At 31.4% G+C, this 25,997-nt stretch carries 29 protein-coding genes and 5 pseudogenes; 6 read left to right on the top strand and 28 right to left on the bottom strand.

The genetic code is table 11. The features are described 5' to 3' along the window. Nucleotides 1-32: 32 nt before the first annotated feature. The 12 genes and pseudogenes from AZF37_RS02200 to AZF37_RS02150 form a co-directional block, all read right to left on the bottom strand. Nucleotides 33-542, bottom strand: a complete 510-nt coding sequence (locus AZF37_RS02200; protein WP_088369384.1) for a sensor histidine kinase — start codon at nucleotides 540-542, stop codon at nucleotides 33-35. After that, complete coding sequence (locus AZF37_RS13075; RefSeq protein ID WP_088370639.1) at nucleotides 539-679, bottom strand: hypothetical protein; 141 nt, start codon at nucleotides 677-679, stop codon at nucleotides 539-541. The genes AZF37_RS02200 and AZF37_RS13075 overlap by 4 nt, the downstream gene beginning before the upstream one ends. After that, nucleotides 610-1,203 carry a hypothetical protein gene (locus AZF37_RS02190; protein WP_088369383.1) on the bottom strand — a complete coding sequence of 198 codons (594 nt, stop codon included), beginning with the start codon at nucleotides 1,201-1,203 and terminating at the stop codon, nucleotides 610-612. Before AZF37_RS02190 ends, AZF37_RS13075 begins: the two co-directional genes overlap by 70 nt. 18 nt (nucleotides 1,204-1,221) lie before the next feature. Continuing rightward, on the bottom strand, nucleotides 1,222-1,374 hold the full coding sequence (locus AZF37_RS10270; protein ID WP_162473830.1) for a hypothetical protein: 153 nt from the start codon (nucleotides 1,372-1,374) through the stop codon (nucleotides 1,222-1,224). Nucleotides 1,375-1,442: 68 nt separating this feature from the next. After that, on the bottom strand, nucleotides 1,443-1,949 hold the full coding sequence (locus AZF37_RS02185; RefSeq protein ID WP_342668678.1) for a response regulator transcription factor: 507 nt from the start codon (nucleotides 1,947-1,949) through the stop codon (nucleotides 1,443-1,445). Between the two features lie 55 nt (nucleotides 1,950-2,004). Next, nucleotides 2,005-2,322: a hypothetical protein gene (locus tag AZF37_RS02180; RefSeq protein WP_088369382.1), complete on the bottom strand. Its 318-nt coding sequence runs from the start codon at nucleotides 2,320-2,322 to the stop codon at nucleotides 2,005-2,007. A 121-nt stretch (nucleotides 2,323-2,443) separates the two neighbouring features. After that, a complete protein-coding gene (locus AZF37_RS02175; RefSeq protein ID WP_162473829.1) occupies nucleotides 2,444-2,797 on the bottom strand; it encodes a hypothetical protein in 354 nt (117 codons plus the stop codon). Beyond that, the gene (locus tag AZF37_RS02170) at nucleotides 2,757-3,047 is read right to left on the bottom strand and encodes a PASTA domain-containing protein (RefSeq protein ID WP_088369380.1); all 291 of its coding nucleotides are present in this window, start codon (nucleotides 3,045-3,047) and stop codon (nucleotides 2,757-2,759) included. The genes AZF37_RS02175 and AZF37_RS02170 overlap by 41 nt, the downstream gene beginning before the upstream one ends. Before the next feature lie 78 nt (nucleotides 3,048-3,125). Then, nucleotides 3,126-3,335 carry a hypothetical protein gene (locus AZF37_RS02165; protein WP_172793064.1) on the bottom strand — a complete coding sequence of 70 codons (210 nt, stop codon included), beginning with the start codon at nucleotides 3,333-3,335 and terminating at the stop codon, nucleotides 3,126-3,128. Continuing rightward, nucleotides 3,289-3,962, bottom strand: a pseudogene (locus AZF37_RS02160) (ABC transporter ATP-binding protein). Before AZF37_RS02160 ends, AZF37_RS02165 begins: the two are co-directional and overlap by 47 nt. Before the next feature lie 127 nt (nucleotides 3,963-4,089). Next, on the bottom strand, nucleotides 4,090-4,527 hold the full coding sequence (locus tag AZF37_RS02155) for a hypothetical protein (protein ID WP_088369378.1): 438 nt from the start codon (nucleotides 4,525-4,527) through the stop codon (nucleotides 4,090-4,092). 26 nt (nucleotides 4,528-4,553) lie between these two features. After that, nucleotides 4,554-4,901: a hypothetical protein gene (locus tag AZF37_RS02150; RefSeq protein ID WP_088369377.1), complete on the bottom strand. Its 348-nt coding sequence runs from the start codon at nucleotides 4,899-4,901 to the stop codon at nucleotides 4,554-4,556. Nucleotides 4,902-5,014: 113 nt separating this feature from the next. Here AZF37_RS02150 and AZF37_RS10265 point away from each other — a divergent pair, with 113 nt between their 5' ends. Then, nucleotides 5,015-5,155, top strand: coding sequence for a hypothetical protein (locus AZF37_RS10265; protein WP_162473827.1), 141 nt, complete (start codon nucleotides 5,015-5,017; stop codon nucleotides 5,153-5,155). A gap of 781 nt (nucleotides 5,156-5,936) precedes the next feature. Here AZF37_RS10265 and AZF37_RS02145 read toward each other — a convergent pair. The 5 genes from AZF37_RS02145 to AZF37_RS02125 form a co-directional block, all read right to left on the bottom strand. Further along, entirely contained in the window at nucleotides 5,937-6,302 is a 366-nt protein-coding gene (locus tag AZF37_RS02145) for a NifB/NifX family molybdenum-iron cluster-binding protein (RefSeq protein ID WP_088369376.1), read from the bottom strand. A 140-nt stretch (nucleotides 6,303-6,442) separates the two neighbouring features. Next, nucleotides 6,443-9,556, bottom strand: a complete 3,114-nt coding sequence (gene ileS, locus AZF37_RS02140; protein ID WP_088369375.1) for an isoleucine--tRNA ligase — start codon at nucleotides 9,554-9,556, stop codon at nucleotides 6,443-6,445. A 921-nt stretch (nucleotides 9,557-10,477) separates the two neighbouring features. Next, a complete protein-coding gene (locus AZF37_RS02135) occupies nucleotides 10,478-10,675 on the bottom strand; it encodes a hypothetical protein (protein ID WP_088369374.1) in 198 nt (65 codons plus the stop codon). 257 nt (nucleotides 10,676-10,932) lie between these two features. Beyond that, nucleotides 10,933-11,511, bottom strand: a complete 579-nt coding sequence (locus tag AZF37_RS02130; RefSeq protein WP_088369373.1) for an MptD family putative ECF transporter S component — start codon at nucleotides 11,509-11,511, stop codon at nucleotides 10,933-10,935. A 6-nt stretch (nucleotides 11,512-11,517) separates the two neighbouring features. Then, nucleotides 11,518-11,865, bottom strand: coding sequence for an ATP-binding cassette domain-containing protein (locus AZF37_RS02125; RefSeq protein WP_162473826.1), 348 nt, complete (start codon nucleotides 11,863-11,865; stop codon nucleotides 11,518-11,520). Between the two features lie 18 nt (nucleotides 11,866-11,883). On the opposite strand from AZF37_RS02125, the pseudogene AZF37_RS02120 reads away from it, so the two are divergent. Beyond that, nucleotides 11,884-13,033 (top strand): annotated as a pseudogene (locus AZF37_RS02120) (IS3 family transposase). Nucleotides 13,034-13,074: 41 nt separating this feature from the next. On the opposite strand, the pseudogene AZF37_RS02115 reads toward AZF37_RS02120, so the two are convergent. Further along, nucleotides 13,075-14,077: pseudogene (locus tag AZF37_RS02115) on the bottom strand (glutamine amidotransferase-related protein); the annotation flags it as partial. 422 nt (nucleotides 14,078-14,499) lie between these two features. Between AZF37_RS02115 and AZF37_RS02110 the strand changes: the two are divergent. Both AZF37_RS02110 and AZF37_RS02105 read left to right on the top strand, forming a co-directional pair. Further along, nucleotides 14,500-14,748: a hypothetical protein gene (locus AZF37_RS02110; RefSeq protein WP_162473825.1), complete on the top strand. Its 249-nt coding sequence runs from the start codon at nucleotides 14,500-14,502 to the stop codon at nucleotides 14,746-14,748. 135 nt (nucleotides 14,749-14,883) lie between these two features. After that, nucleotides 14,884-16,656: an oleate hydratase gene (locus AZF37_RS02105; RefSeq protein WP_088369370.1), complete on the top strand. Its 1,773-nt coding sequence runs from the start codon at nucleotides 14,884-14,886 to the stop codon at nucleotides 16,654-16,656. Between the two features lie 92 nt (nucleotides 16,657-16,748). Here AZF37_RS02105 and add read toward each other — a convergent pair. From add to AZF37_RS02085, 7 genes and pseudogenes are all read right to left on the bottom strand, one after another. Beyond that, nucleotides 16,749-17,715 (bottom strand): annotated as a pseudogene (gene add / locus AZF37_RS02100) (adenosine deaminase). A gap of 364 nt (nucleotides 17,716-18,079) precedes the next feature. Further along, nucleotides 18,080-18,517: an ATP-binding cassette domain-containing protein gene (locus tag AZF37_RS11340; protein ID WP_245612014.1), complete on the bottom strand. Its 438-nt coding sequence runs from the start codon at nucleotides 18,515-18,517 to the stop codon at nucleotides 18,080-18,082. A 36-nt stretch (nucleotides 18,518-18,553) separates the two neighbouring features. Further along, nucleotides 18,554-18,823: a hypothetical protein gene (locus AZF37_RS11335; RefSeq protein WP_245612013.1), complete on the bottom strand. Its 270-nt coding sequence runs from the start codon at nucleotides 18,821-18,823 to the stop codon at nucleotides 18,554-18,556. A gap of 8 nt (nucleotides 18,824-18,831) precedes the next feature. Continuing rightward, nucleotides 18,832-19,065 (bottom strand): hypothetical protein, encoded by a 234-nt coding sequence (locus AZF37_RS11330; RefSeq protein ID WP_245612012.1) that lies wholly within the window; start codon nucleotides 19,063-19,065, stop codon nucleotides 18,832-18,834. Between the two features lie 52 nt (nucleotides 19,066-19,117). Further along, nucleotides 19,118-19,666: an ABC transporter transmembrane domain-containing protein gene (locus tag AZF37_RS11325; protein ID WP_245612011.1), complete on the bottom strand. Its 549-nt coding sequence runs from the start codon at nucleotides 19,664-19,666 to the stop codon at nucleotides 19,118-19,120. Next, nucleotides 19,663-20,289 carry an ATP-binding cassette domain-containing protein gene (locus tag AZF37_RS02090; RefSeq protein WP_425425453.1) on the bottom strand — a complete coding sequence of 209 codons (627 nt, stop codon included), beginning with the start codon at nucleotides 20,287-20,289 and terminating at the stop codon, nucleotides 19,663-19,665. Before AZF37_RS02090 ends, AZF37_RS11325 begins: the two co-directional genes overlap by 4 nt. Nucleotides 20,290-20,813: 524 nt before the next feature. Then, a pseudogene (locus AZF37_RS02085) lies at nucleotides 20,814-21,783 on the bottom strand (helix-turn-helix transcriptional regulator). A 615-nt stretch (nucleotides 21,784-22,398) separates the two neighbouring features. Between AZF37_RS02085 and AZF37_RS13070 the strand changes: the two are divergent. After that, nucleotides 22,399-22,539: a zinc ribbon-containing protein gene (locus AZF37_RS13070; protein ID WP_088369368.1), complete on the top strand. Its 141-nt coding sequence runs from the start codon at nucleotides 22,399-22,401 to the stop codon at nucleotides 22,537-22,539. A gap of 234 nt (nucleotides 22,540-22,773) precedes the next feature. On the opposite strand, the gene AZF37_RS02075 is transcribed toward AZF37_RS13070, so the two are convergent. Continuing rightward, a complete protein-coding gene (locus AZF37_RS02075; protein WP_088369367.1) occupies nucleotides 22,774-23,088 on the bottom strand; it encodes a winged helix-turn-helix transcriptional regulator in 315 nt (104 codons plus the stop codon). An 84-nt stretch (nucleotides 23,089-23,172) separates the two neighbouring features. On the opposite strand from AZF37_RS02075, the gene AZF37_RS11320 reads away from it, so the two are divergent. After that, nucleotides 23,173-23,400: a flavodoxin family protein gene (locus AZF37_RS11320; protein ID WP_245612010.1), complete on the top strand. Its 228-nt coding sequence runs from the start codon at nucleotides 23,173-23,175 to the stop codon at nucleotides 23,398-23,400. A 455-nt stretch (nucleotides 23,401-23,855) separates the two neighbouring features. Here AZF37_RS11320 and guaA read toward each other — a convergent pair whose 3' ends face one another. Continuing rightward, nucleotides 23,856-25,388 (bottom strand): glutamine-hydrolyzing GMP synthase, encoded by a 1,533-nt coding sequence (gene guaA / locus AZF37_RS02065; protein ID WP_088369366.1) that lies wholly within the window; start codon nucleotides 25,386-25,388, stop codon nucleotides 23,856-23,858. After that, nucleotides 25,342-25,941, bottom strand: coding sequence for a hypoxanthine phosphoribosyltransferase (gene hpt, locus AZF37_RS02060; protein ID WP_088369365.1), 600 nt, complete (start codon nucleotides 25,939-25,941; stop codon nucleotides 25,342-25,344). Before hpt ends, guaA begins: the two co-directional genes overlap by 47 nt. Nucleotides 25,942-25,997 lie beyond the last annotated feature (56 nt).

Here is a 25,997-nt window from a genome sequence, read left to right as displayed (position 1 = left end):
ATAATTAAAGCTTTAAAAATATTATTAAGCTTTTAGAAAAAGTACTGTAAATATAATTTCTCCATTACTTTCATTAAAGGAAATACGCCCCCTAACTTTTCAATAAAGGACTTAGCAATTGCTAGACCTAATCCGTAACCACCTTGACTATGCTCTCTTGAACTATCCGCTCTACAGAAACTATTAAATATTTTATTTTCATCAATCATTTGACTTGGCACCGAACTATTGATAATTGTAAATTTAAGATATTTGCCAGTATCTATTAAAGCAATTTTCATTCGGTTTCCTTTTGGAGCATACTTTATTCCATTATCTAAAAGAATCATCAAGATTTGCTTAATTATTACTGAATCTCCAATTGTCGTAAGATTTTTTTCAATTCTATTTTCAAAAACAATTTGCTTTTCATAAGCAATTGCCTCCAATGAAATAAGTAACCCTTCTAAAGCCTCTGTAATATTGACTAAAGTTTTCTGAAAAATAATGTTTTCATCTTCTGATTGAGCTAAATGTAGTAAATCTTCCACTAGGAGATTCATTCTTTTAGCCTCATACTGAATATGATTAATCCATTTTTTTGATTTGCAATTGAATCCCCTTGGTTTGCTAACAAAACATCTGCATTAGCTTGAATAATTGCAATTGGTGTTTTAAACTCATGAGAAGCATCCGCAATAAATTGATTTTGTTTATTCTATGAATTAATAATAGGACTAAGATCCTTTTTTGCAAAGAAAAACTGATTCCAAAAATCGCAATTAACATACTAGCACCTACTAATAATAATGAACTTAATAAAGTTGATAATGTTAATTGTGATTCAGTAATGTCTAAAAATATGATTTGTTTGAAGGTTTTAGAATTATCTGTAGCTAAATCAGTGTAAACTATACCATAGTTACTATTATTAAAGTGTCCAGAATATTCAAAAACTTGAAGACTTTTCATAGAAAAAAGAAAAGTAGAATCTGCAATTTTAATAGTTCCATTTTCTGAGTTTAAAGTAAAGGATATCGACAAAGTCTTCTTTAAAAACAACTCATCAATCTGCTTATTTGTTAAATCTGTCTCGTTAATAATATTATTATTCTCATCTAATAATATTGAAAAAACTGTATTAGAAATGTTGGTCCCCTCAAAACCTGTATTAATAGCAACCAGGCTCGTAATTTGGCTTTTGTCAACAACTGGCAATTCCATTGAACTATAACTTAGCCATTATAGGTGAAAAATAGCTGTTAAGCTGAGCATTATTTTTGTAGCAATACTGTTGGCAGTCATAAAATAAATAACACCAAAAGTAACAACCATAAAAATCGTTATGATTGTCATATTCAAAGCTATAAATTTAAACTTTATTTTTTTGAACATAATTTACTCCACCATAGTATCCAAAATATAGCCCAAACCTCTTTTTGTTTTAATCAAAACCTTAGAATTTAAATACTGCAATTTTTTCTTAAAAATGAAATATACACTTCAACATGATTGTCCTCTGTATTGCTCTCATAACCCCAAATCCTCTCAATTAATATATTTTTTGAAACAATTTGATTTTTATTGCTAAAAAGTATTTCAAGAACTTGACTTTCTTTTAAAGTTATTGCTATTTCTTTATTATTGCAAGTAATTTTCAAAAGAAAGGGATATAATACTAAATCCTCATATACTAAATAATTTAAATTCCTAATCTGAGGTTGCCTTCGAATCAAGGCCCGAATACGGGCCATTAATTCTTCATTCCTTCTCATAGTCTGAACAACTCTAAAGCCATCTATTTTAGGAAGCATAATATCTAAAATAACCACATCATATATTTCACTTAAAGCACAGTCTAAACCGTATTCTCCATCAAATGCAAGATCCACACTATAATTATTCTTTTTTAATACTGCCTCTATTGCTTCTGCCATAAAAGGTTCATCTTCTACAATTAATACACGCATTTTTTCTCCTTAACCCATTATAACGGATAAATAATCTTCATGTATAGCCTTCTTTTTAATTACCGTTGCTTACATCAATATTAATTGTTGTACCAGTATTAATAAAGGTACTATTAACAGATGTAAAAACTACATTTCCCTCATGGGCTCCATTGCCATTTACATAATTTATAAAATAATTGATATTAGCACCTTTTTGATTCATTTCATTAATTAAATCTAATAATGTGCTAACGGGCTGACCTTTAAAATTGCCAGTAAAGGGTTTGCCAAGAGAATATGTTAAAATTAATGAATCTTGAACTTTTCCTCCTACAGCAATAGACTGGCTAATTAATTGATTTGCCAAAACTTCATTATGATAATAATGCAAAACAGTAGCATTAACTCCTTTGCTACTTGTTAAACTTTGAGCTGTAGTCTCATCTAAACCATAAAAAGAAGGGGCATATATTATCTTACCTAAAGAAATTGTGACTTTAATAGTATCTTTCTTAGCAATTTTCTCTTTGGCTGCAATATTTTGTGATATAACAACCGCCTTTATCTATATCGTCATTTGCCTGTTCTAAAAACTCGACAATAACCCCTTCTTTTTCAGCCCAATCTTTAACATCAGCCTTTGTTTTATCTTCAAAATCAGGAACTTCAATATTCTTTTCAAATACTTCTTTTCCTTTAGAAACAGATACAGTAATCTTATTTTTCCTTCTATAATCTTCTGGCACAATATCCTTATCTTTCAATTCCATTTTAATAAATTTATTTTTCTCAATATCATCATTAAATTCTTTAGAAATTGTAACATTATTGGCTTTTTTCTTTCCATTCCTCAATTTGCGTACCATTCATACTAGCAAAATCAGGCAAAGGAATTTTTTCTTCTGGATCTGCACCTTTTGATATTTTAACATCTACAGTACTGCCTTTCTGAATTTTCTTATCAGCTGGAACCGATTGCTCAAGCATATAATTTTCATCCACTTCTTTAGTATACTCAAATGTTTCATTTAAAGTAATCTTATTTTGCAACGCCCATACCCGCATATCTTCAATGGTTTTCTTTTTTTCAAATTGAGCCATCGTAATTGTATTCATTGCTACAAAAATTAAGATTATTGAGATTAGGACAACTAACGTTGCTCCAATCCCAATTCCTATTTTTAACTTCTTTTTTTACCATAAGATACATCTTTTTTCAAAATTCTCTATATTTCTTCGAGGAGGCGAAATGGATTCAGTTTTTTGATGTTCCTTTAAAGGCAAATCTTTTTTATCTTCTAACCCTTTATTCTGATTTTTATCTGAGTATTGAGTTTTAGAAAATTTATTTAAGAAGTCACTCATTGAGAGAACCATCCTTATCTGATAAATTAATAATAACATCTGCATGATTAGCTACTTCCTTAGAATGGGTAACTACAATAACACATTTTTCATGTTATTCTGCTAGATTTTTAAATATATCAATAATTGAGATTTCTGTGTCTACATCAAGATTTCCAGTAGGCTCATCGGCTAAAATCAAATTGACATTGGTTGCTAAGGCTCTAGCTATTGCAACTCTCTGTTGCTCACCCCCTGATAATTTAGTTACTAAACGATTAGCTTTTGTGCTAACAATGCCCATAAAGTCCAACAGATTATAGGCCACATTTTTTCATCATTAACCTTATCATCTGTAATAGACATGGCTGTCAATAAGTTTTCTTGAGCAGTCATATAAGGTATTAAATTAAAGCTTTGAAAAACCATTCCAGTATAATTGCGACGATACTTATTTATGCCAATTGGTTCAATGGCTTGACCCTCGTAATAGACTTCACCTTTTGTCTGGGTATCCATACCACTAAGAATAGAAAGTAATGTTGTCTTGCCAGATCCTGACTGACCTAAAATAGCATAAAATTTTCCTTTTTCAAATGTGTAATTAAAATTCTTAAAAATATGACGTCTGGTTTCACCATCTTGGTAATAATATTCTAAATCTTTTACTTTTAATAATGCTTCCATAATAACTCCTTTCTACATTAATCTTTTTGGATTAAGTCTCAATAAATATACATAATACTAAGCTTAAAATTATTACACTAGCAACAACGGTAATACCAAAAACTATATCCAATAAGCTTTACATAGATTATAATGGCTTAGCTACTTGAGCATAAGAATCCGATGCACTTTTTGCTTGTATATTATCACTAGGAATAATAGTCCTCACCATTTCAGTGAATTTTTCTAAATCCTTATAATCTTTTAATGTATAAACAGGAACTACACTATATTTCCCTTTTTCAATATCAGCATTTTTTTGAGCCCCTATTTTTTCCGATTCTACACTTTCTTTATCCAGTAAACTTTTTAAAATCGTATTGGGCAAAACGATACCATCGGCTTTTTGCTGAGCGCTAATATAATCGTTTGGATCAACATTTTTTACGTCTTTATTATCCTTAATATATTTATCAATTAAACTATAATTTAAAATTCCTGCAACTTCTATATCTTCTTCAACTTTACCAAGAACTTTTGGCATGCCACCACCTGATGACATACTTGATGCATCATAAATAGGCATATTAATTTTGATTGTGGAACCAACATCTAAATTATTTTTTCAGCTAATTCTTTTGATATCAATCCTTTTCTTGCGCTATTCTTAATATCATCATCAGTAAAACCATTTCCTTTAATTAGTTTCGCATCACCAGAATCGACTTCTAAAGGCTTATGCATTTTAGTTCCAGTTAACGGCAACATTACATTATCGCCAATACTGAAACTAAAATTACCAGATTCTGGTAAATCTGAGCCCTTTAATTCAGAAGATCCTTCTCCCATTGCTGACATGGAATAATCATAATTCTTTAACAAGTCTTTAGTTTTCTCGTAGACTTGGTTTGCCTGATCACTGCTTATAGTTTCCATAGCACCTTCTGGATTTTTCATCATCTTTTGATAATCTACATTAAACTAATAGTATAAAAATAAGGAGGCAAGAAACGAATTTTTCAAAAAGAGCATTTATTAGTGTAGTCAGAAGAAAGGCAAATAGCTTAATTTTATTGTTAATCGTATTTATTTTAGCCAATGTTTTATTAACGACACTTTCTGTTACGACTGCACTAAAGAACACACGTCAAGCAGTTTTATCACAAATAAATCCAGTTGTTTCTCTTAATGGATGGACCTTAAATGAATCTTAAAAAAAGAGTACCAAAGATGATTGATACTCTTATTTACCACGTCTATATTATAAATTAAAAAATTGAGTTATTGCACATTTAAATAGCCTCTATTTTGATTGCGCAACATTTAATTTAAGTGAATATTACCTGTTAGGAAAATGTTTTTTTACTGGCCTTGATGATTGTAGACAGATTTACAATATAACTACTGTACACATACTCAAAGCCTTACATTTTTAGCTTATTGTATATTTCTTTTAATGATTATTGGCATCTCCACTCCTTAATGCCTTCAGTAGCTCTGAATTGTATAAATATTTTAGATCCTCTCTTAGCAATCTAAATATAGAGAATAAAGTCAGATATTTTAATTTCAAGTAATCCCTTAGCTTTGATAAAATTTAAGATATTCCTGATTCTAATTTCTTATCAAAAGCGTCTTTAACAATATAGTTATGTGTATGTAGTTAAAATAAATCAAGAATTGCTTTTTCATTACGCAAGCTGAATTTCTTTACTACCTCAACACCATCATTTGTCCCTAGTATAGTATCAATAAAAAGTAAATCAAAACTTTACCAAATACTATTTAAAAAGTCATCTCCTGATTCAAATTCATAGAAAATGTAGTCATTATTATTAGCATAATTATTTTTCTCCTTATCATTATCTATAAAATAAATATGCATAGCAAAAAACATTATGGAGAAATTGGCAAATTTTCATCAAAAGTAATAGTATTAACTAAATAAAAAAAGGAGTATCAAATTTTAGTTTGATACTCCTTTTACTTGAAAATTTAATGACTACAGGTATGACCTTCTTCATGATTGTGATGATTACACAAAGTATTAGGATCATGATTTAAACATTCTCCTAAATAATCAGCTATTTGCACATCAACATCACCTTCCACACCGCAATATAATGTAATACCAGCTTCATCTAAAGCAGTTTTAGCACCACCACCAATGCCACCACAAATCAACACTGCAATATCTTGGCCAGCTAAAAAGTCTGCTAATGCACCATGTCCACTTCCATTTGAAGAAATTATTTCTTCGGAAATAATTTTATTATCTTCAATAGAATATACTTTAAATTCCTTGGTGTAACCAAAATGCTGGTAAACTTGACCATTATCATGTGTAATTGCAACTTTCATATTATATCTCTTCCTTCCAAAATAATATATTCTAGCTATATTTACATTATACGCTTTTATAGTCATATGTCAATAACCGTTTTCTATTCTATTAAGAAAATGAGCATCGGACTAAAGTCCAACGCCCATTAATTCACTAATTATCGTTTTTCAACTGCCAATAAAACAGTCTCACCATTAATATTCCATTCTTTTTCATATCCTTTTACTTCATTCAAAATAATATCTAAAGCCAGCACTTCCGATTTAATATCTTCTTTAAACTTATTAAAAATAGCTACTGCTTTTTCATTATTTGAAGCATACACATTGATTCTGTCCATAACTTCAAAACCAGCTTCTTTTCTCATAGTTTGGATTTTACTTATTAGCTCTCTTACAAAGCCTTCTTCAAGTAAATCATCTGATAAATTAATGTCTAAAACAACAGTTACGCCATTATCACTTTCAGATACATAGCCTTCTTTATTGTTAGTATCAATTATTAAACCTTCTGTTAATAAAGTAACTGTTTCCCCATCTAAATCCAATCCTAAAGAACCTTTATCTTTTATTTCAATCATTGCTTTTTCAACATCAATAGTGTCTAAAGCTTTACGAATGCTACCTAATTGTTTACCAAACTTAGGACCTAATGTCTTAAGTTGAGGTTTAATACTATAGGAAATAAATCCTTCAACATCACTTGTAAAAATAACATTTTTAACATTGAGTTCATCTTTGATAATATCAATGAAAAATAATGATAACTCAAAATCAGCCTTTATAAGCATACTGCAAATAGGTTGTCTGTTTTTAACATTAGCAGCATTTCTACAAGCGCGTCCCAAGACAACAACTTGAAGTACACTATCCATATTAACTTCCAGTGTTTCATCAATCATTGATTCTTCAGCATCTGGAAAATCACAAAGATGAATACTTTCAGGAGCAAATTCATCAATACTTCTCACAAGATTTTGATAAATATCTTCTGTCATAAATGGTACCATAGGCGCCGCTGCTTTAGCAACTGTTACAAGTGCAGTATAAAGAGTCATATAAGCATTAATTTTATCCTGAGGCATATCCTTTACCCAGAATCTTTCACGACTTCTACGGACATACCAATTACTCATTTCATCAACAAATTGTTGCAAAGCTTTAGCAGTTTTTGGAATTTTATACTCACTAAAATTCTGATCAACTGTCTTAACCATTGTATTTAATTTTGACAGTAGCCATTTATCCATTACTGACAATTTATCATATTCTAATTTGTACTCTGTTGCATTAAAGCTATCAATGTTAGCATAGAGAACAAAGAAAGCATAAGTATTCCAAAGAGTACCCATAAACTTTCGCTGACCTTCCATTACTGTTTTGCCATGAAATCTATTGGGTAACCATGGAGCACTATTAATATAGAAATACCAACGAATAGCATCTGCACCATAAGTTTCTAATGCATTAAAAGGATCCACAGCATTGCCTTTTGATTTAGACATTTTTTGCCCTTTTTCATCTTGTACATGGCCCATAACAATAACGTTCTTATAAGGTGCTTTATTAAAAATCAAGGTAGAAATTGCTAATAAAGAGTAAAACCAACCTCTAGTTTGGTCAACAGCTTCAGAAATAAAATCCGCTGGAAACTGTTCCTCGAAGATATCTTTTTTTTCAAATGGATAGTGATGTTGTGCAAAAGGCATAGCCCCTGAATCAAACCAGCAGTCAATAACTTCTGGCACTCGGCGCATTTCGTGTCCACACTTTTCACAAGTAAATGTGACAGCATCAATATAAGGTATATGTAGCTCAATATCTTCTGGGCAATTGTTCGATAATGATTTTAACTCCTCAATACTACCAATGGAATGCTGATGACCACATGGACATTCCCAAATATTTAAAGGGGTTCCCCAGTAACGGTCTCTACTGATACTCCAATCTTGGACATTTTCTAGCCAGTCTCCAAAACGACCTTTACCAATACTTTCTGGAATCCAATTGATTGTGTTATTATTTTTTATTAAATCGTCTTTGACATCAGTCATTTTAATGAACCATGATTCTCTTGCATAATAGATTAATGGTGTATCACAACGCCAACAGTGAGGATAGCTATGCTCAAAATTAGGAGCAGCAAATAAAAGGCCTCTCATTTCAAGATCCTGTAAAACCAATTTATCAGCATCCTTACAAAAAACACCAGCCCATGGGGTTTCTGCTGTCATCTCACCTTTACTGTCTACCAATTGTAAAAATGGCAAGTCGTAGATTCTGCCGACTTGGGCATCATCCTCACCAAAAGCAGGTGCAATATGTACAACACCTGTCCCATCAGATAATGTTACATAGTCTGCACAAGTTACATAATAGCCTTTTTCCCCATTGAGATCACCAAAATCAAACAATGGTTCGTATTCTTTATATTCTAAATCTTTGCCAGTATAAGAATCAATAATTCTATACATACCATCAAAAACAGTATCACAAAGAGCTTCTGCTAAATAATAAATAGTATCTTCAGCTTCTACTTTTACATAGTTCTCATTTGGATTTACACAAAGTGCTACGTTAGATGGCAATGTCCAAGGAGTTGTTGTCCATGCTAAAAGAAAAGCTTCTTCATCTTTAACTTTAAATCTTACAATAGCTGACTTTTCCTTAATATCTTTGTATCCTTGAGAAACCTCATGACTGGATAAAGGTGTTCCACAACGAGGACAGTAAGGTACAATTTTATGGCCTTTATACAATAATCCCTTTTCCCAGATTATTTTTAAAACCCACCATTCTGACTCGATAAAATCATTATCATAAGTCACATAAGGATTATCCATATCAGCCCAAAATCCAACTGTTTTTGAGAAATCTTCCCACATTTCCTTATATTTCCAAACACTTTCCTTACAATGTTTAATAAATGGTTCTAAACCATAAGCTTCAATTTGTTCTTTTCCATCTAAACCTAGTAATTTTTCAACTTCTAATTCTATAGGTAAACCATGGGTATCCCAGCCAGCCTTACGGGGCACCATTTTTCCTTTCATGGTTTGATATCTTGGTATCATATCTTTAATCACACGAGTTAAAACATGACCAATATGTGGCTTGCCGTTAGCTGTTGGTGGTCCATCATAAAAAGTATATATCTCCCCATCTTTTTTTAAATCTATACTTTTTTCAAAAATATGGTTTTCTTCCCAAAATTTTTCAATATTTTTTTCTCTTTCAACAAAATTTAAATCCGTTGACACTTTTTTATACATTATTTACCTCCCTTAAAACTATATCAATCAAGCACTAATTTTAATTCAAAAAAGACTTTCGCCCTTGTAAAAGGACAAAAGTCTACCAATACTTCCATACCACCTGTTACACATACTATCATACGCGTTCCATATAACGTTGGAAAACCGCCAAAACCTACTTATTGCTGTTCAGCCTGGAACTCAGAAGTGATTTTCATTTACTCCTACTAACTACTGACCTTTCACCATCGTCAACTCGCTTTTAGCTTTTAAAATAAACTACTGCCTTCAATCACAGTTTCTACACTATTAAAGACTATCTAAAATACAGTCTATTCACATACGATTGTAATGCTTTTGAAGCATAATGTCAATAATAGCTAAACAAATTATTACACGTGACTATAAAAAAATTTAGTTACTGCCTTGTAATCTTTTAAAAATTACTAAGAAACCACTTATTAGAATCATTATACTAATTACTATAGTGCCATAGCCTCCTGTTTGAGTTAACTTACCTTGGAAATAAGAGTATCATCATTGTCTTGCGTTGTGGTGATGCCGGCTCTTCATTTACTACCGTATCTTCCTAACATAGGTGTCGTTCCTAGTAGCCAGTTAACGCCACTACAATCCTCTAAAGTATTCCACAACCACTAAAAATAAAACCTTCTTTTGTAGGTTTATTTACAGCTACTCCTGTTTCCCCTTCTAAAACAGGTACTATCTCCCTGTCCCCCCCATTTAAATCAAAGCTTAAAGCTTATTCTACTATATTTAAGTTCAATTCAATAAATTCAATCGGCTTACTATTTTCATCTCTATAGTTTTCCAAAATATAATTTTGATCGAGGGACACACTGCTACTATCACCAAGCTCTACCATATTAAATAAATCCAAATTAAGCAAATCACTTTCCTTTTTAATTGTGAAAGCATTTAATCTGTGAAAGCATTTAATCCTGGCTTTAGCACCAACTGCCTTTGAGATAGATCGGGAATCATAATATTAAAACTTAAAGTATTTAAGGTATCGCTAAAACTACTAATATTACCTATACTTGCTGGAAGATCAGTTAGTAAATTCCCTTCAATTTGTAAAACCCAAAGATGTGTAAAAAAATCAATCCCTTTCATATCACGTATATTGCTATAATATAAATTTAAGTTAAATGTTTTTCTACCATTGATGGTGTCAATACAGCATTAACTTCTCCTCTAGAAATCTGCATTGCTACAGTTTGAGCCATATTAGAGTCAGTAAAGGTATCAGAGATTGTATCTCCAACAGCAACATTTATTGGCTAGCTTAATAGAACGACCGCCCACTACTATAGTGACTAATGTTATACTTAATATTATGATAATATTTTATCAAACATGTATAATTCTTACTAAACAGTAGATGCTTTTTCAAAGTGTTTTTTTAGCATGCGCTTTCCAAGAAGCATACTTCTTATAGTGGAAGTAATCACTACAAAAACACAACATAATAAAAATGTTTGCCAGGTAACAAGAAATAGCACACTCTCAATATGATCCATTTTCATTCCTAAACTTTCTACATAATTTAAATAATAGGATCTTGCTAAAAGCATTACACCAAAGCTACCAAAACTAAAAATCAAACCAAAAACAGTGTATCCAAAAGTATTTAACTTGAAATTTTTATAACTTCCAATTCCAGATATTATTTCAGCAGCTATACCTCCCACAAAAAGTCCCAGATCAATAAACCAAGGAGAACCACCAATAAATGTTAGTATTGCAAGTAATGTACATTGTATCAAAATCCCATATCTTTTGGGTACCTTTACACGCAAATAAGCCCAGATTACACCACATGGAATGAGTGTAATTGCTGGCACATAGGGATATAGAAAGGGAACCAGTGCCGTAAGGGATACTATTCGAAAAAGTACATAAATTAAAACAGTAAAAATCGCAATTGTAATTATATTCTTAACTTTCATTTTTTCTTATGTCATAAGACTCTCCTTTGTATTCTTATATTTTTTAGCAATATGAAAAAGGTCATAATCCTCACATATTTTTCCATTTTCCATGCGTAAAACACGGGCCAACGTGGTCTTTCCTTCCCCATTACCACCAGTCAATGCAATAACTTCCCCACTCTTTGCAGAAAAATTCAGCTCTTTTAAAGCAAGTCTATCTTTTTTATAGCCTGCAGATAAATCCGTTATTTTAAGCACTTCAGGTTTATCTATAACTGTTGCCAATTGACTAGCTCTAAATTCTATATTTTTTGGACATATACTAAAAAAGTAGACAGGAAAAAGTGAAACATGTTTTAAATAAGTAGACACATAAGAAAGGATAAAATTATGAATAATTACAAGAAATACGATGAAGAATTTAAAAAAAGTATTGTTAATTTACACCAAAACGGTAAAACTCAATCCCAACTTTCTAAAGAATATGGTGTCTCCATGTCTGCTTTACACAAGTGGATTAAACTTTATTCTCAGGTTAGAATTGATGATGATACTATTCTAACCGCTAAGCAGATTAAGGATCTTCAAAAGCGTAATGCTCGACTCTAGGAGGAAAATATCATTTTAAAAAAAGCAATTGCCATATTCACGCCTCACTCAGACAAAGATTAATGGCTGTTCATACCCTTCGTTTTCAGCACGCTATCTCTTTTCTTTGTCATGTCCTTAAAGTGAACCGCAGCTCCTATTACAAATACTTTTCGGAAAAACTTTCTCCTAGAACTATTGAGAATTAAAAACTCCGTCAGCTTATTCTCGGAGATTTGTCATCTTACTAAGAGACGTATTGGCCCATCTAAGATTAAGGCTCTTCTTTCCTATGACTATGGCATCAACATCAGTATTGGTAGAGCGAGCCGCCTGATGACTGACATGAATCTTCCTAAAATGCCTACTATCAAACTTCGGTTTATTCATCCGAGGTCTATTCCCAATTTTGATTGCCCTAACTACCTAAATCAAAATTTTAATGTTCCTCAGCCCAATCAAGTCTGGGCTAGTGACATTACCTATATTAATTTAAATGCCTCTTTTGCTTATCTCTGTGTTATTATGGATTTATTTTCTCGTAAAATTATTGCTTGGAAGCTCTCTCTTAAAATTGATACTTCTCTTGTTAAGGATACTTTTATCAAAGCCTTTTATTCTCAAAAACCTTCTACTTCTCTTATTTTTCATTCTGACAGAGGTTCCTAATATACTTCTTTTATCTTTAGAAAGCTCCTTGATTCTTTTGGTATCATTCAATCTTTTTCTAAGCTTTCTCATCCTTGGGACAATGCTGTCGTTGAGTCCTTTTTAAATATATGAAAAAAGAAGAAATTCTTCGTAGGTCTTTTTCTTCCTTTGCTCAAATTAAGCTTTCCTGCTTTGAACACATTGAGGGCTTCTACAACCCCCTATACGTCCCCACTCTGCTAATAACATTCTTTCTCCTAATTCCAAAGAAGACTATTTTTTCACTTCTATTAAAACTTAATTTCACTTTTTCTATCTACTCTATTGACATTCTTCCAAGCCTACAGCCTCAAGACGTTCTTTAGTTATTTCGCCAAGGCAACGAATCCCTAGACCAGGCCCAGGAAACGGCTGACGATAAACCATATCATGAGGAAGCCCCAAATTCTATACCACAAGCTCTTACCTCATCCTTAAATAGTTAAGATAATGGCTCTACAAGCGAAAATTCTAAATCTTCTGGTAAGCCGCCAACATTGTGATGGGATTTAATTACCTTCATTGTTTTAGTGCCACTTTCAATAATGTCTGGATAGATAGTGCCTTGAGCTAAAAAATCAATTCCTTTTAGTTTTATAGCTTCTTCTTCAAAAACACAAAAAATTCTTCACCAATAATTTTTCTTTTTTCTTCTGGATCTTCTACACCTTTTAGTTTACTTAAAAAGCGCTCACTAACATTTGCATATATAAGATTTGTATCTAACGCTTTACCAAATACTTCTACAACACTTTCCGATTCACCTTTACGCATAAGACCATGATTAACATGAACACAGACTAATTGTTTACCAATAGCTTTTATTAATAATGCTGCAACTACTTGAGCTATCAACACCTCCAGACAAAGCTAAAAGCACTTTACGGTCTCCTACCTGACGAAGGATAAGCTCTACTTGATCTGCTACAAAATTTTTCATATTCCAATTTGCAATTACTTGGCAGTCATCAAAGATAAATGATTTTAGTACATCTTTCATAACTTCAACGTCTTCTGGCCATTGACTAAAGGTTTTAAGACCAGTAGCTGATTCATAGTCTACTGCAAGTATAGGATAATTTGTTTCAAGTAACTCTGAGTTAACACTAATAGGTTGGTCATCTACAATATTATTAGGACCACCATTAATGATAACGCCTTTTACATTTCCTATTGCATTTAAAGCCTCTATGGTAGTATCGTGAGGATAAATCTCACTATAAACCCCTAGTTCTCTAATGGCTCTTGCTAAAATAGTATTTTCACAATTTCCTAAGTCTAATATTACAATAGTATCTTGTTTCATTATTTTTCTCCTCATCTTATATCTACTCATATAAGAATACCAATTTCTAACCTAGATATCAATAATAGTCGATATAGAAAATTTATTCATCATAGAAATTAAAAAATTCTGATGACTAGTAATTCACCATGATAATGAATGAGAAAAATTATTCAGCTTTACATTTTTTTTGCTCAATTTTGCTTTTTCCTCTAGTAGGCTTATAATATAATTATTTCAGAAGCATTATTTTATAGTTGAATAATAACCTTGTCATATACTATATATAATATGCATTATTAATAAAAGGAATGACAATAATGAAGAAACATGGTTGGTATAAAAAATTGCCCTGTACAACCCTATATTTCTCATGATAGAGATTTACTCGCCTAGGATAAACGCCTGAATTGTTCCCCTATTAAAATTTGATAAAAAAACAAATGATAAGACTGCCAGAAGATTTTCTACCTGACCACATAATAATACTTAGGCAAATAAGGTTTCCTAACTATACTAACGCTGTTATTATTCCTCAATACTTTGAATATAAATATGGTGTAGATGGTAAGAAAGTAATTGGCATTCTGATAGAACTTAGGTATGCAATAGAATGTAATGCAAAAGATTCACTACCTATATTAAATGTAGATCAAATAAAGAGAATCTTAAAAACTAACAAGCAAAAATAAATGTCAGTAAAAATCATTTACATTAAGGCAATATGATATTACGGCAAAAGTAATATTATTACTTGCTTAATTAAATTTATAGGTATATAATGTAGGCAGAAGTATATTAAATTATGGTGAAAGCAGGTGTTTATTGTGTATAGAAGTAATGGAAACTATGAAGCTTTTGCACGTCCTAAAAAACCGGATAATGTTGATAATAAAAAAGCTTATTTAGTTGGTTCGGGTTTAGCCTCTTTATCAGCAGCAGCCTTTCTAGTACGTGATGGGCAAATGGAAGGAAAAAATATTCATATTTTTGAAGAACTTTCAATAGCTGGAGGAAGTTTAGACGGTATTTTAAATCCTACAAGAGGATTTATTATTCGCGGTGGAAGAGAAATGGAAAATCATTTTGAATGTCTCTGGGATTTATTCCGTTCAGTACCTTCTCTAGAATTAGAAAATGCATCTGTTTTAGATGAATTTTATTGGCTTAATAAAAAAGACCCTAACTACTCAAAATGCCGCGTAATAGAACATCGGGGACAACGAATCCCAACTGATGGACAATTTACACTATCTGATGACTCAGCCCAGGAAATGGTTAAACTCTTTTTAACAGCAGAATCAGAATTACAGGACAATAAAATTACCGATGTATTTTCAAGTGAATTTTTCAAATCAAATTTTTGGACTTATTGGTCAACTATGTTTGCTTTTGAGAAGTGGCATTCTGCTATCGAAATGCGTCGCTATATTATGCGCTTTATTCATCATGTTAATGGATTGCCAGATTTATCTGCTTTAAAGTTTACAAAGTACAATCAATATGAATCTTTAGTATTGCCTCTTGTAAAATACCTTGAATCATTTGGTGTTACAATCCAATATGATACTGCAGTTAAAAATGTTATAGTTGAAAGAAATGGAAATAATTTACTGGCAAAACAAATGCTCTTAGAAGTAAAGGGGAAAGAAAAAGTATTAGATTTAAGTGAAAATGACCTTGTTTTTGTAACCAATGGTAGCATTACTGAAAGTACAACCTTTGGAGATAATAACCACTCAGCCCCTGTATCTAAGGACTTAGGCGGTAGCTGGCAATTATGGAAGAACCTAGCTAAACAAGATGATGCTCTAGGTCATCCAGAGAAATTCTGTGATAATCTGCCAGAAGAAAGTTGGTTTGTATCAGCAACATTAACAACACTTGATGATAAAGTAGCCCCATATATTGAAAAAATAAGTAAACGTGATCCATATGCTGGCAATGTTGTTACCGGTGGTATTGTAACAGTAAGAGATTCCAATTGGATGTTAAGCTATACCTTAAATCGCCAACCACACTTTAAAGCACAACCAAAAAATGAACTTACTGTTTGGATATATGGTTTGTTATCTAACAAGCCAGGTAACTATATTAAGAAAAGCATTACTGCTTGTACCGGTATTGAAATAGCTCAAGAATGGCTCTATCATATGGGAGTGCCTGAAGCTCTAATTGATGATTTAGCGACAAACTCCTGTAACACAGTGCCTTGCTATATGCCTTATGTAACATCCTATTTTATGGCGAGAAAAGATGGCGATCGTCCACTAGTTATTCCTGAAGGCTCTAAAAACCTAGCCTTTATTGGTAACTTTAGTGAAACTGAAAGAGATACTGTATTTACAATTGAATACTCTGTTCGTACCGCTATGGAAGCAGTTTACACACTCCTTAATGTAGACCGTGGCGTACCTGAAGTATTTGCTTCTGCTTTCGATATAAGAGTCCTCCTGAAATCATCTGCACGCTTATTGGATGGTAAAAAATTAAAGGATATTAAAGTACCTTGGATAGTCAAAAAAATGGAAAAACGCGGATTAGAAAAAATCAAGGGAACTCTGATTTTAGAAATGTTAAAAGATGCTGATTTAATTTAAAAACTACAGTAAAAAGCTATGATAAAATAATATTCATCATAGCTTTTTATTTTCTATAGTTTTTATTTTAAGTTTTCTACGTATACATCAATTTATTTTAGATATTTTTGCTTTTGCTCTTCGGATATCCAAGCAATTTCAAAAGAATTTTTAGCCAATTGAATAATGTCTTCTTCAGTTAGAGTATACTGTGATGCTAACGCATACATGTCATCGGATACATAGCTTTGAAAATATGCTGGATCATCTGAATTAATAGTAACTTTAGCTCCCTTATGCAGTAAATATACTATTTCATCGCCCTTCATTTTTTCTGTAACAAAACTATTAGAAACTGGGCAACATGTAAATCCTATTTTATTTTTAATCACATAATCAACTAAGCTTTCATCTTCAACAATATTGGTGCCATGATCTAATCGCTCAACCCCTATTGCCATAAGTGCATCACGAATATTCTCAATTGATCCTACCTGATCAATATCACAATGCATTTTAATATGAAATCCATCTTCTTTTGCTCTCTTAAACACTGCTTCAAACTTCAATGGAGGATTTTCCCTTTCATCAAAATCTAAGCCAATTCCAATGATTTTATCTCTGTAAGGGTAAACATTGCTTCATAGGTTTCTCCATTGCCGATTCAGCACTCATATCCCTTAAGAAACACATAATTAAGCCCTCTACACCAAAAGGCTTAATGCTTCTTTGGCAAGCCTTGTAATAGCCATTAATAACCGTTTCAAAAGCAACGCCTCTGGAAGTATGAGCTTGAGGATCAAAAAACATTTCAGTATATCTTACATTATTTTCTTTTGCTTTTTTTAGATAAGCTAATCCTAACTCATAAAAATCACTTTCATCCTGTAAAACATTCATAGCTGGATAATAAACTTGCAAAAAAGAGGTTAATGAATCAAATTGATAGCTCTTTTTTACTTCCTCAATAGTGGTTTGACCAATATTAATTTTATTCTTATTTGCCAAAGCTAATTTTAACTCTGGCTCCAAAGTTCCTTCTAAATGCAAATGCAATTCAGCTTTTGGTATTCCATAAATAAATTTTTACTTACTTGTGCCATTTTATTTCTCCCTTAATACTAATTTACACTCATTATAATATAAAAGTATCCAGATTAATATGTAGCTTACCTTTTATTCTTCTGTAAAAGAAAAAACTATAAAAGGCGTAGTAAATAAATACTACACCTTTTATATACAACAAATATCTTTACTATTAAATTAATCTTTAGTTAATTTAAACAATATAATTATACACTCCATTGACGTGCCTTTTCCTGTTCTTCAATCATTTTAGCATATCAGCCCACTTTCTTAATTAATTCATTATGGTTGCCCTCTTCCTTAATCCCTCCCTTTATCAAGTACAAGTATGTTATCAGCGCCTTTAATTGTGTTAAGTCTATGGGGCAATTACAATTACAGTTTTATCTTTCATTGAAATATCTAAGGCTTTATTTATTTCCAATTCATTATCAGCATCTAAACTAGAGGTGGTCTCATCTAACAAAACAATTGGTGCATTTTTTATTAATGCTCTTGCAATTGAAATACGCTGCTTTTCTCCACCGGATAATGTACTGCCACTTTCACCAACTAAGGCATCATACCCATCTGGGAGCGCCATTATAAAATCATGACATTGAGCAGATTTAGCAGCTGAAATAACTTCTTCCATTGTAGCATTCGGTTTTCCTACTTTGATATTTTCTCCAATACTGTTATTTAATAAATATACATCTTGAAAAACAACTGACATTTGAATGGTTAGTCCATCTGGAGAAATATCTTTTATATTCTGACCATCAATTGTAATGGAGCCTTTTGTAACACATCCCAAAAACGGGAAATCAAACTAATTATAGTTGTTTTTCCACTACCAGATGGATCCAATCAATGCAGTTGTAGTTTTTGGCTTCGCTTCAAAATTTATATTATGAAGCACTTCTACCTCATCATTATAGCTAAAATGAACGTTATCAAAATGGATATCTCCATTAGTAAGATTAGGAATTTCTGTTTTAAATTTCAAAGGGGTTTCATCTTGGACTTCAATTATGTTATCTGCTGCTTTATTTAGATAATTTATTTCAGGGTAAAAACTCCCTAAAGTAGTCATCATATTTGAAATTGCAACACCAATCATAATAATAGCTAAAAAGCTTGAGGACTTAAGTCACTATTTTGAATCATTACAGTTCCCACAGTTAAAGCAATTGGAATTATCAGGGATGTAGCTATAGAAAACAATATAGAAAATGGAGCTATGGAAAGTTCTAAACGAATTGACTCCTTTTTTAAATTAATGAAACTATCGCTTAGTATTTTAAATTTCACACCTGTTAAATTATATAATTTAAATGTTTTAATCCCATTAATATACTCCACTATTCTTGATATTACACCATGAATACTTACCTATATTATGCCTCCTCTTTTCTTAGCCATTCTGCCTCCAATGCCCATTAAAGGTAGTGGACAACAAAATTACCACTACAATTACTAGAGCATAGGTTGCATTAATTGAAAAGGCAAAACAAATAGCTAATAAACTAAAAAATATAACTTTAAAAAAGTTGGATAATGAATGAGTAAGTACATTTTCAAAATCAGCAATATCTGTTGTCAATGTTGAATTTAACCTACCAATACTATTTTTATTAAAATAACCTAAATTTAAGCTTCGAATATGATTCCCCAGGGAAATTCTTAAATCTGCAGTAATATCTGCCCCTCTATATTGAGTCTGAGTATAGTTAATAGAAGACACTATGGCTCTTATTATAAATAAACCTAATAGTATTAAAGAATACATTATCAATAAATCTTTTGAAAAAGTACCCTCAACAAGATTAATAATAGAGGCAATCATAATTCCAAACATAGACATGTTAAAGATTGCATCTACACAGGATAATAGTATAGGTAAAATTAATCTGCGAGAACCTATCCCTGCTATTTTTCTAATATTTTTTATTAATCCAGTCATGCTCTCGCCTCCTCTTGTTCCTCGCACTGAATATAAGTTTGCCACATTTTAGTATATAATCCATTCCTATCTACTAATTCAGTGTGACTTCCTCTTTCAACTATTTCGCCCTTATCAAAAACACAGATTTGATTAGCGTTTACAATCGTATGTAATCTATGTGCAATCATAATAGTGGTTTTGTCTTTCAGAAGATTCTGTAATGCAAGCTGAATCTTATGTTCATTTTCAATATCCGTATAGCTTGTAGCTTCATCAAATACGATAATTGGTGCATTTTTTATTAATGCTCTTGCAATTGAAATACGCTGCATTCCACCACCACTCATTTTCGCACCATCTTCACCTAATTTTGTATTGTAACCATTAGGTAATGATGCTATAAAATCATGAATCTGAGCTGCTTGGGCAGCAGCTTCTACCTGAGAGCTAGTTGCTTGACAGTTTCCAATAGCTATATTTTCATAAATACTATCATTAAGCACAAATGTTTCCTGAAAAACAAATGAAACTAAATCCATTAGATTTTCTGTCTTTAATGCATTAATATTACCTTCTTTTGTTTCAGGCAATGCCATGATTTTTTGAATTCTTTTAGTACCGCTAATAATCTGATTAAACATTTGAGCAAAATTCATAAGATTCAGAAGACTGGATAAAAATACCATACCCATAATCATAAAGAATAAATAGTCACCTACTGCTAAAGTACCTTCTAAAAATAAATAATACTAAAATAACTTGCAGTATAATTAAAGGTAATGTAATTACCAATCTATTTGATAATAATCCTATAAATTTCTTCATTTTTTCTCCTTTATTTAAATTATTAGTCTATAAACCTAGAAGTTGTTTCTTCTTAAGATTGGTTAGCTGTTTAAAAACAAAATTACTAAACAATTTAAAGCTCCTAATCTTTATCAGTGTCAAGAATATAGATTTTCATCATTCCTTGAAATTATTATAGCATGAGCACTATGTCGATTAAATGCGTTATTGTAAAATAAATTATTATCATCTAAAAAATTATTATAATACAATTTTATTTTAATTACTTTAGTGGTTTTCTATACTATCAATTACCCTAGTTCATGACCTGTCCTTGCGCAGTTGTTAGAAACAGTAAATAGAGCTAATAGTCTTATCCCTAACTTTTTAACATTCTCACAGGTCTAACATACTTCCAAAACCGTTCTGGGTCATGATAAAAATAGATTATTCCGCCCAGGGTAGTGTCATAACAATATCCAGAATCCGTAAAATCAAAAAATGCCATAACCTTTTCAATTTTATCCTCTATACTATGATTCTCCTGTTCATAATTAAAGGAGCCATGTTCAAAAACTAAATACTCTCCTTCAGGAACATAAATCATATCCATTTATGTTGGCACTTTCCCTTCATAATCAAAAGAAAGGCGTACACCATAACATTCTATTCTTGGAATACCTCAATCACAAAATCTAACATTTGGATCATTCATATAGGCCATAATTTGACCACTACTACTATTAGTTTCATTTCTATTATAATCATCTAATTTACCCTTAATACTATCTAGTAAACCACAAATTGTTTCACAATCCTGACCTGGTATTAGACTTTGCTTTTGCTAAAAATCCCAATATCCATTGCTTTCATAATTTTTAATATGTAAAAATTTATGAGCTTGAATAGTCACAAAATAAATTTTAATCTCATCTGCTGATTTAACTATACCAATTTCTCTTAACCCTAGAAAGTAGGGATCGAAAGAGGTTATTTTTGTACGCAGCAACACTGGTCTCGGATTTTTCCTATATTCCCTTGATACCATAAGCTTTCTTGAAAGACCTAGTAAAAGCTTCGCGGGATGAAAAACCATAATTTAATGCAATTTCTAGAAAACTCTTATTACTGTCTCTCACCTCTTTTAAAGCAAACGCTAATTTTCGATTACAAAGATAATCCCTAAATTGCATTCCTGATATTTCTTTAAATTTTCTTGTTGTATAAAGTTCAGAATACCCTAATCTACTAGAAAGAAAACTTAATGTTAATGCCTCATCATTATAGTTTTTAATAGATTTATCAATTTCGTCAATAATCATCTGTATTTGCTTTTGCCACTCATACATTCACTACTCACCTCATTTCAACCACTCTACATTTATTATAAAGGAAATATGTATACCTTCGCTTGATTTCACTTGTTCTTATTCTTTATTATAACCTATAACTGGTAATTATATTTAATTATTAACACAGTTACTCGACTATTTAGCTAAATAAAACTCTAATAATCTCTCTTTTTTCAAATGTTCTAACTCATTAAATTATTTTTTTAAGGTCAAGCCTAGCTAATCTATGAATAAAATGGCTTGTTCTAGGCGTTTGATGATTTTGTAAAAAATTAATCACCCTAATTTCATCTCTCCTTTTTCTCCCAATAGAGTTTCAGTGCTTCAAAATCTCTATATGTGCCTCTATATTATATCGTCTGGAGGATTTTGCCCTTGCCCGTTTAATAATTGTTCTAATGCCTCGTCTATTAATTCTGTGTATATTTTAATTATTATACTTATAACTCAATATATTAATCATATTATTAATTAAATATGTGATATAATCCCCCCTAAAAAAGAGGTGATTATATATGGATATAAAAATATGGCTTATATTTATGCTTCTATTGCTGTTACAGTGTACTTAATCACAACCAAATCAGAAAATCTAGGTAAAAAGGTAGTTATATGCTTACTTTTAGTACTGGCGAAAAGCTAAGTAAAGGTACTTACTATTGTTTAAACTTTGGTCAGGCGGTTAAACTAGACGATAACTCTGATACATTGCCACCATGTCCTGACTGTAATGGCTCTAAATATAGAAGCTGATTTCCTAGGGGTGCATTAATTGCACCATTCTTTTAAATTAATGCCATTTTCCTATTGTTAAAACAAAAGCACTTCTTTAAATCTAGAGCTCTTTGCTTTCATTTAAATTAAAGCAAATAATAAATCCTAAATTTAACTGCATCCAGCTCTTAGGATATTGATTTTCTTCTGTTCTTAACTTTGTAATCTAATGTCTAATCATTGTTTTATACTGCTTTCTTTATTGACTTTTATTTATTCCAATCTGCTTTCAGCCCATTCTTTTAGTATTTCTAATGCCGGAATAAGTCTCTTTCCATGTTTAGTTAGTTGATATTCAACTTTTGGCGGAACTTCATTATATTGCTTTCTGATTACTAAACCATTACATTCTAAATCGTGTAACGTCCTTGTTAACATGATATTAGTAATTCCTTTTACTTGTCTTTTCAACTCATTATATCTAGCTATTCGAAAAGATAATCTCCGTAACACTGGTAATTTCCATTTGCCACTAATACTATTAAGCATATTAACAACACCGCATGTACCATCATATAAATTATTCATTTACTTTCTCCTTTTAGGGCACAAAATGGTAGCCCTCAAAAAAAGGGTAATACTAATCAATTATTATATAACGCTTTAGAGGGAGTGAAATCAGAAGGCGCTGTAACAGAATTTATTAATTTATGTGGTTTAAACTATAAAGGATGTAGCAGTTGTTTTGCATGTAAACATAAAAATAATAGATATATTGGAAAGTGTTCGATGGTAGACAACTTAACCATTACTTTAGAAAAAATTATAAATAGCGATGCTCTTATTATTGGTTCGCCAATATATATTGGTGATATAACAAGTTTAACAAGAGCTTTTTAGAGAGACTTATTTTCAGTAACTTATCTTATGAAAAAGATAAAACTACAACCTTCCAAAAGAAAATATCAATTGGTTTTATTTACACTATGGGTATAGATAAAGAAAGATTTGACTTAGTAAAATATGATTACAATTTCAAAATGCATATGTATTATTTGAAGCTATTTAATGGATATACTAATTATATGGTGTCCCTTGATAATTAACAATTTGATAATTATCAAAAATATAATGCTTCAAAATTTAACCAGAAACATAAAGAAACAGTAAAAGCAATACAATTTCCTAAAGATTGTGAAAACGCTTTTCATCTTGGAAAAAGCCTTATTTTAAATGTGTAGTTCATTAAAGGCTTAATTCTAAACGGAAAATATGAATTAGGTCCCAATTTAAGTGCAATTAAGAAATAAAAAATCCTAGAGTCCCTCTATAAAAGGATTCTAGGATTTTTATATTTATTCCCATTCAATAGTCCCAGGTGGCTTACTTGTAATATCATAAGCAACCCTGTTAACATGAGGAACTTCATTAACGATTCTTAAGGATATTTTTTCTAATGTCCCATAAGGTAATCGAGACCAATCTGCTGTCATACCATCAGCACTGCCTACAGCTCTAACAACAACAGTATAAGCATAGGTTCTCATATCGCCCATTACACCAACACTGCGAATATTAGGAAGTACTGCAAAATACTGCCATACTTCACGATTCGTATTAATTGCATCAACTTCTTCCCTCACAATAGCATCTGCTTCACGAAGAATAGATAATTTTTCTGGAGTTACCTCTTCTAAGACACGGATACCAAGGCCTGGGCCAGGAAAAGGTTGTCTCTGGACAATTTCATCTGGCATGCCAAGGGTTGTTCCAACCTTGCGAACTTCATCTTTAAATAGCCATTTTAAAGGTTCTATTAATGAAAACTTCATGTGCTCTGGTAAGCCGCCAACATTGTGATGGCTTTTTATGGTTTCAGCTGTGTCTGTACCACTTTCAATAACATCAGAATAAAGAGTCCCTTGTACTAAATAATCAAAGTCACCATTTTTTTGTGATTCCTCTTCAAATACTCTAATGAACTCTCCACCAATAATTTTTCTTTTTTCCTCTGGGTCCCCTACACCTATTAGTTTAGAAATAAATCTCTCAGCTGCATCAATCGTTATTAATTTCAAACCATATTGATTTTTAAATGTTTTTTCAACAGACTCTCGTTCCCCTTTACGAAGAAGCCCATGGTCTACAAACATACAGGTTAATTGATCCCCAATTGCGGCATGAATTAAAATAGCTGCAACAGCAGAGTCTACCCCTCCACTTAAGGCACAAAGGACTTTCTTATTGCCAACTTCTTTTCTAACTCTCACAATTTCTTCTTTAATAAAAGAATCCATTGTCCAATTTTTAGAGCAATGACAAACATTAAAAAGAAAATTCTCTAAAAAAACTTGTCCAAACTCCGTATGTTTCACTTCAGGGTGAAATTGGATACCATAAAATCCTTTATCTAAATTACCAATAATAGCATAGGGAGTAGTCTCAGTTTTACCAAGTTCAGTAAAGTTTTCAGGCAAAGCATGAATTTGATCAGTATGACTCATCCAACAATTACTTTCTTTTTTAACAGAATCCGTTAATGGCGATTCATTACTTAGAATAACCTTGCGCTTGCCATATTCCTTTAAGGTTGATGTTTTTACTTCTCCACCTAACATATGAGCCATTAATTGCATCCCATAACAAATTCCCAAAACCGGAATTCCTAATTCAAATAATTTTTCATTAATTCTTGGGGCATCCTCAGTATAAACACTATTAGGACCTCCAGATAAAATAATGCCTTTAATATTTTTTTCTTTTAAAACTTCTAATGGAGTAGAATAGGAGAGCATTTCACAATAGACTCCTGCCTCTCTCACTCGTCTTGCAATCAATTGATTATATTGACCACCAAAATCTAAAACAATTACTACTTCTTTTGACATTTCCTAACCCCTTAATATTTTCTTCTTTTAAACGACCTAAATGAGGATAATTTCTGTATTTTTGATTATAGTCTAAACCATACCCTACTACAAAATAATCTTCAATATCAAAACCTATATAATCAATGTCTACTGCTGTTTTCCTTCTGCTTGGCTTACTTAAAAAACTGCATATTTTTATAGACTTTGCCCCTCTAACTTTAAGCATTTCCAAAAGAAACTTCAGTGTAATTCCTGTATCTACAATATCTTCAACAATCAGTACATTTTTCCCAGTAATACTGCTTTCTAAATCTTTATTGATTTTTACTTTACCACTCGTCTCGGTGCCATCATAATAACTTGAAACTGCCATGGTATCCATAATAACAGGTAAATCCATTTTTCTTACTAAGTCAGCTACAAAAAGCATTGAGCCTCTTAAAATTGAAACAACAAATACTTCTTCACCATTATAGTCAGCAGTAATCTGAACACCCAATTCATTTATTCTTTCTTTGATTTCATCTCTGTTAAAAAGAATTTCTGCAATGTCATTATCATATACTTTCATCAATTGATTTCTCCTTCCAGCAGACATATTAAATCTACACTTAAGTATAGCATATT

This window comes from endosymbiont 'TC1' of Trimyema compressum, assembly GCF_001584725.1.
GTDB lineage: Bacteria > Bacillota > TC1 > TC1 > TC1 > TC1.
This window is presented reverse-complemented; position numbering and strand designations above follow the sequence as displayed.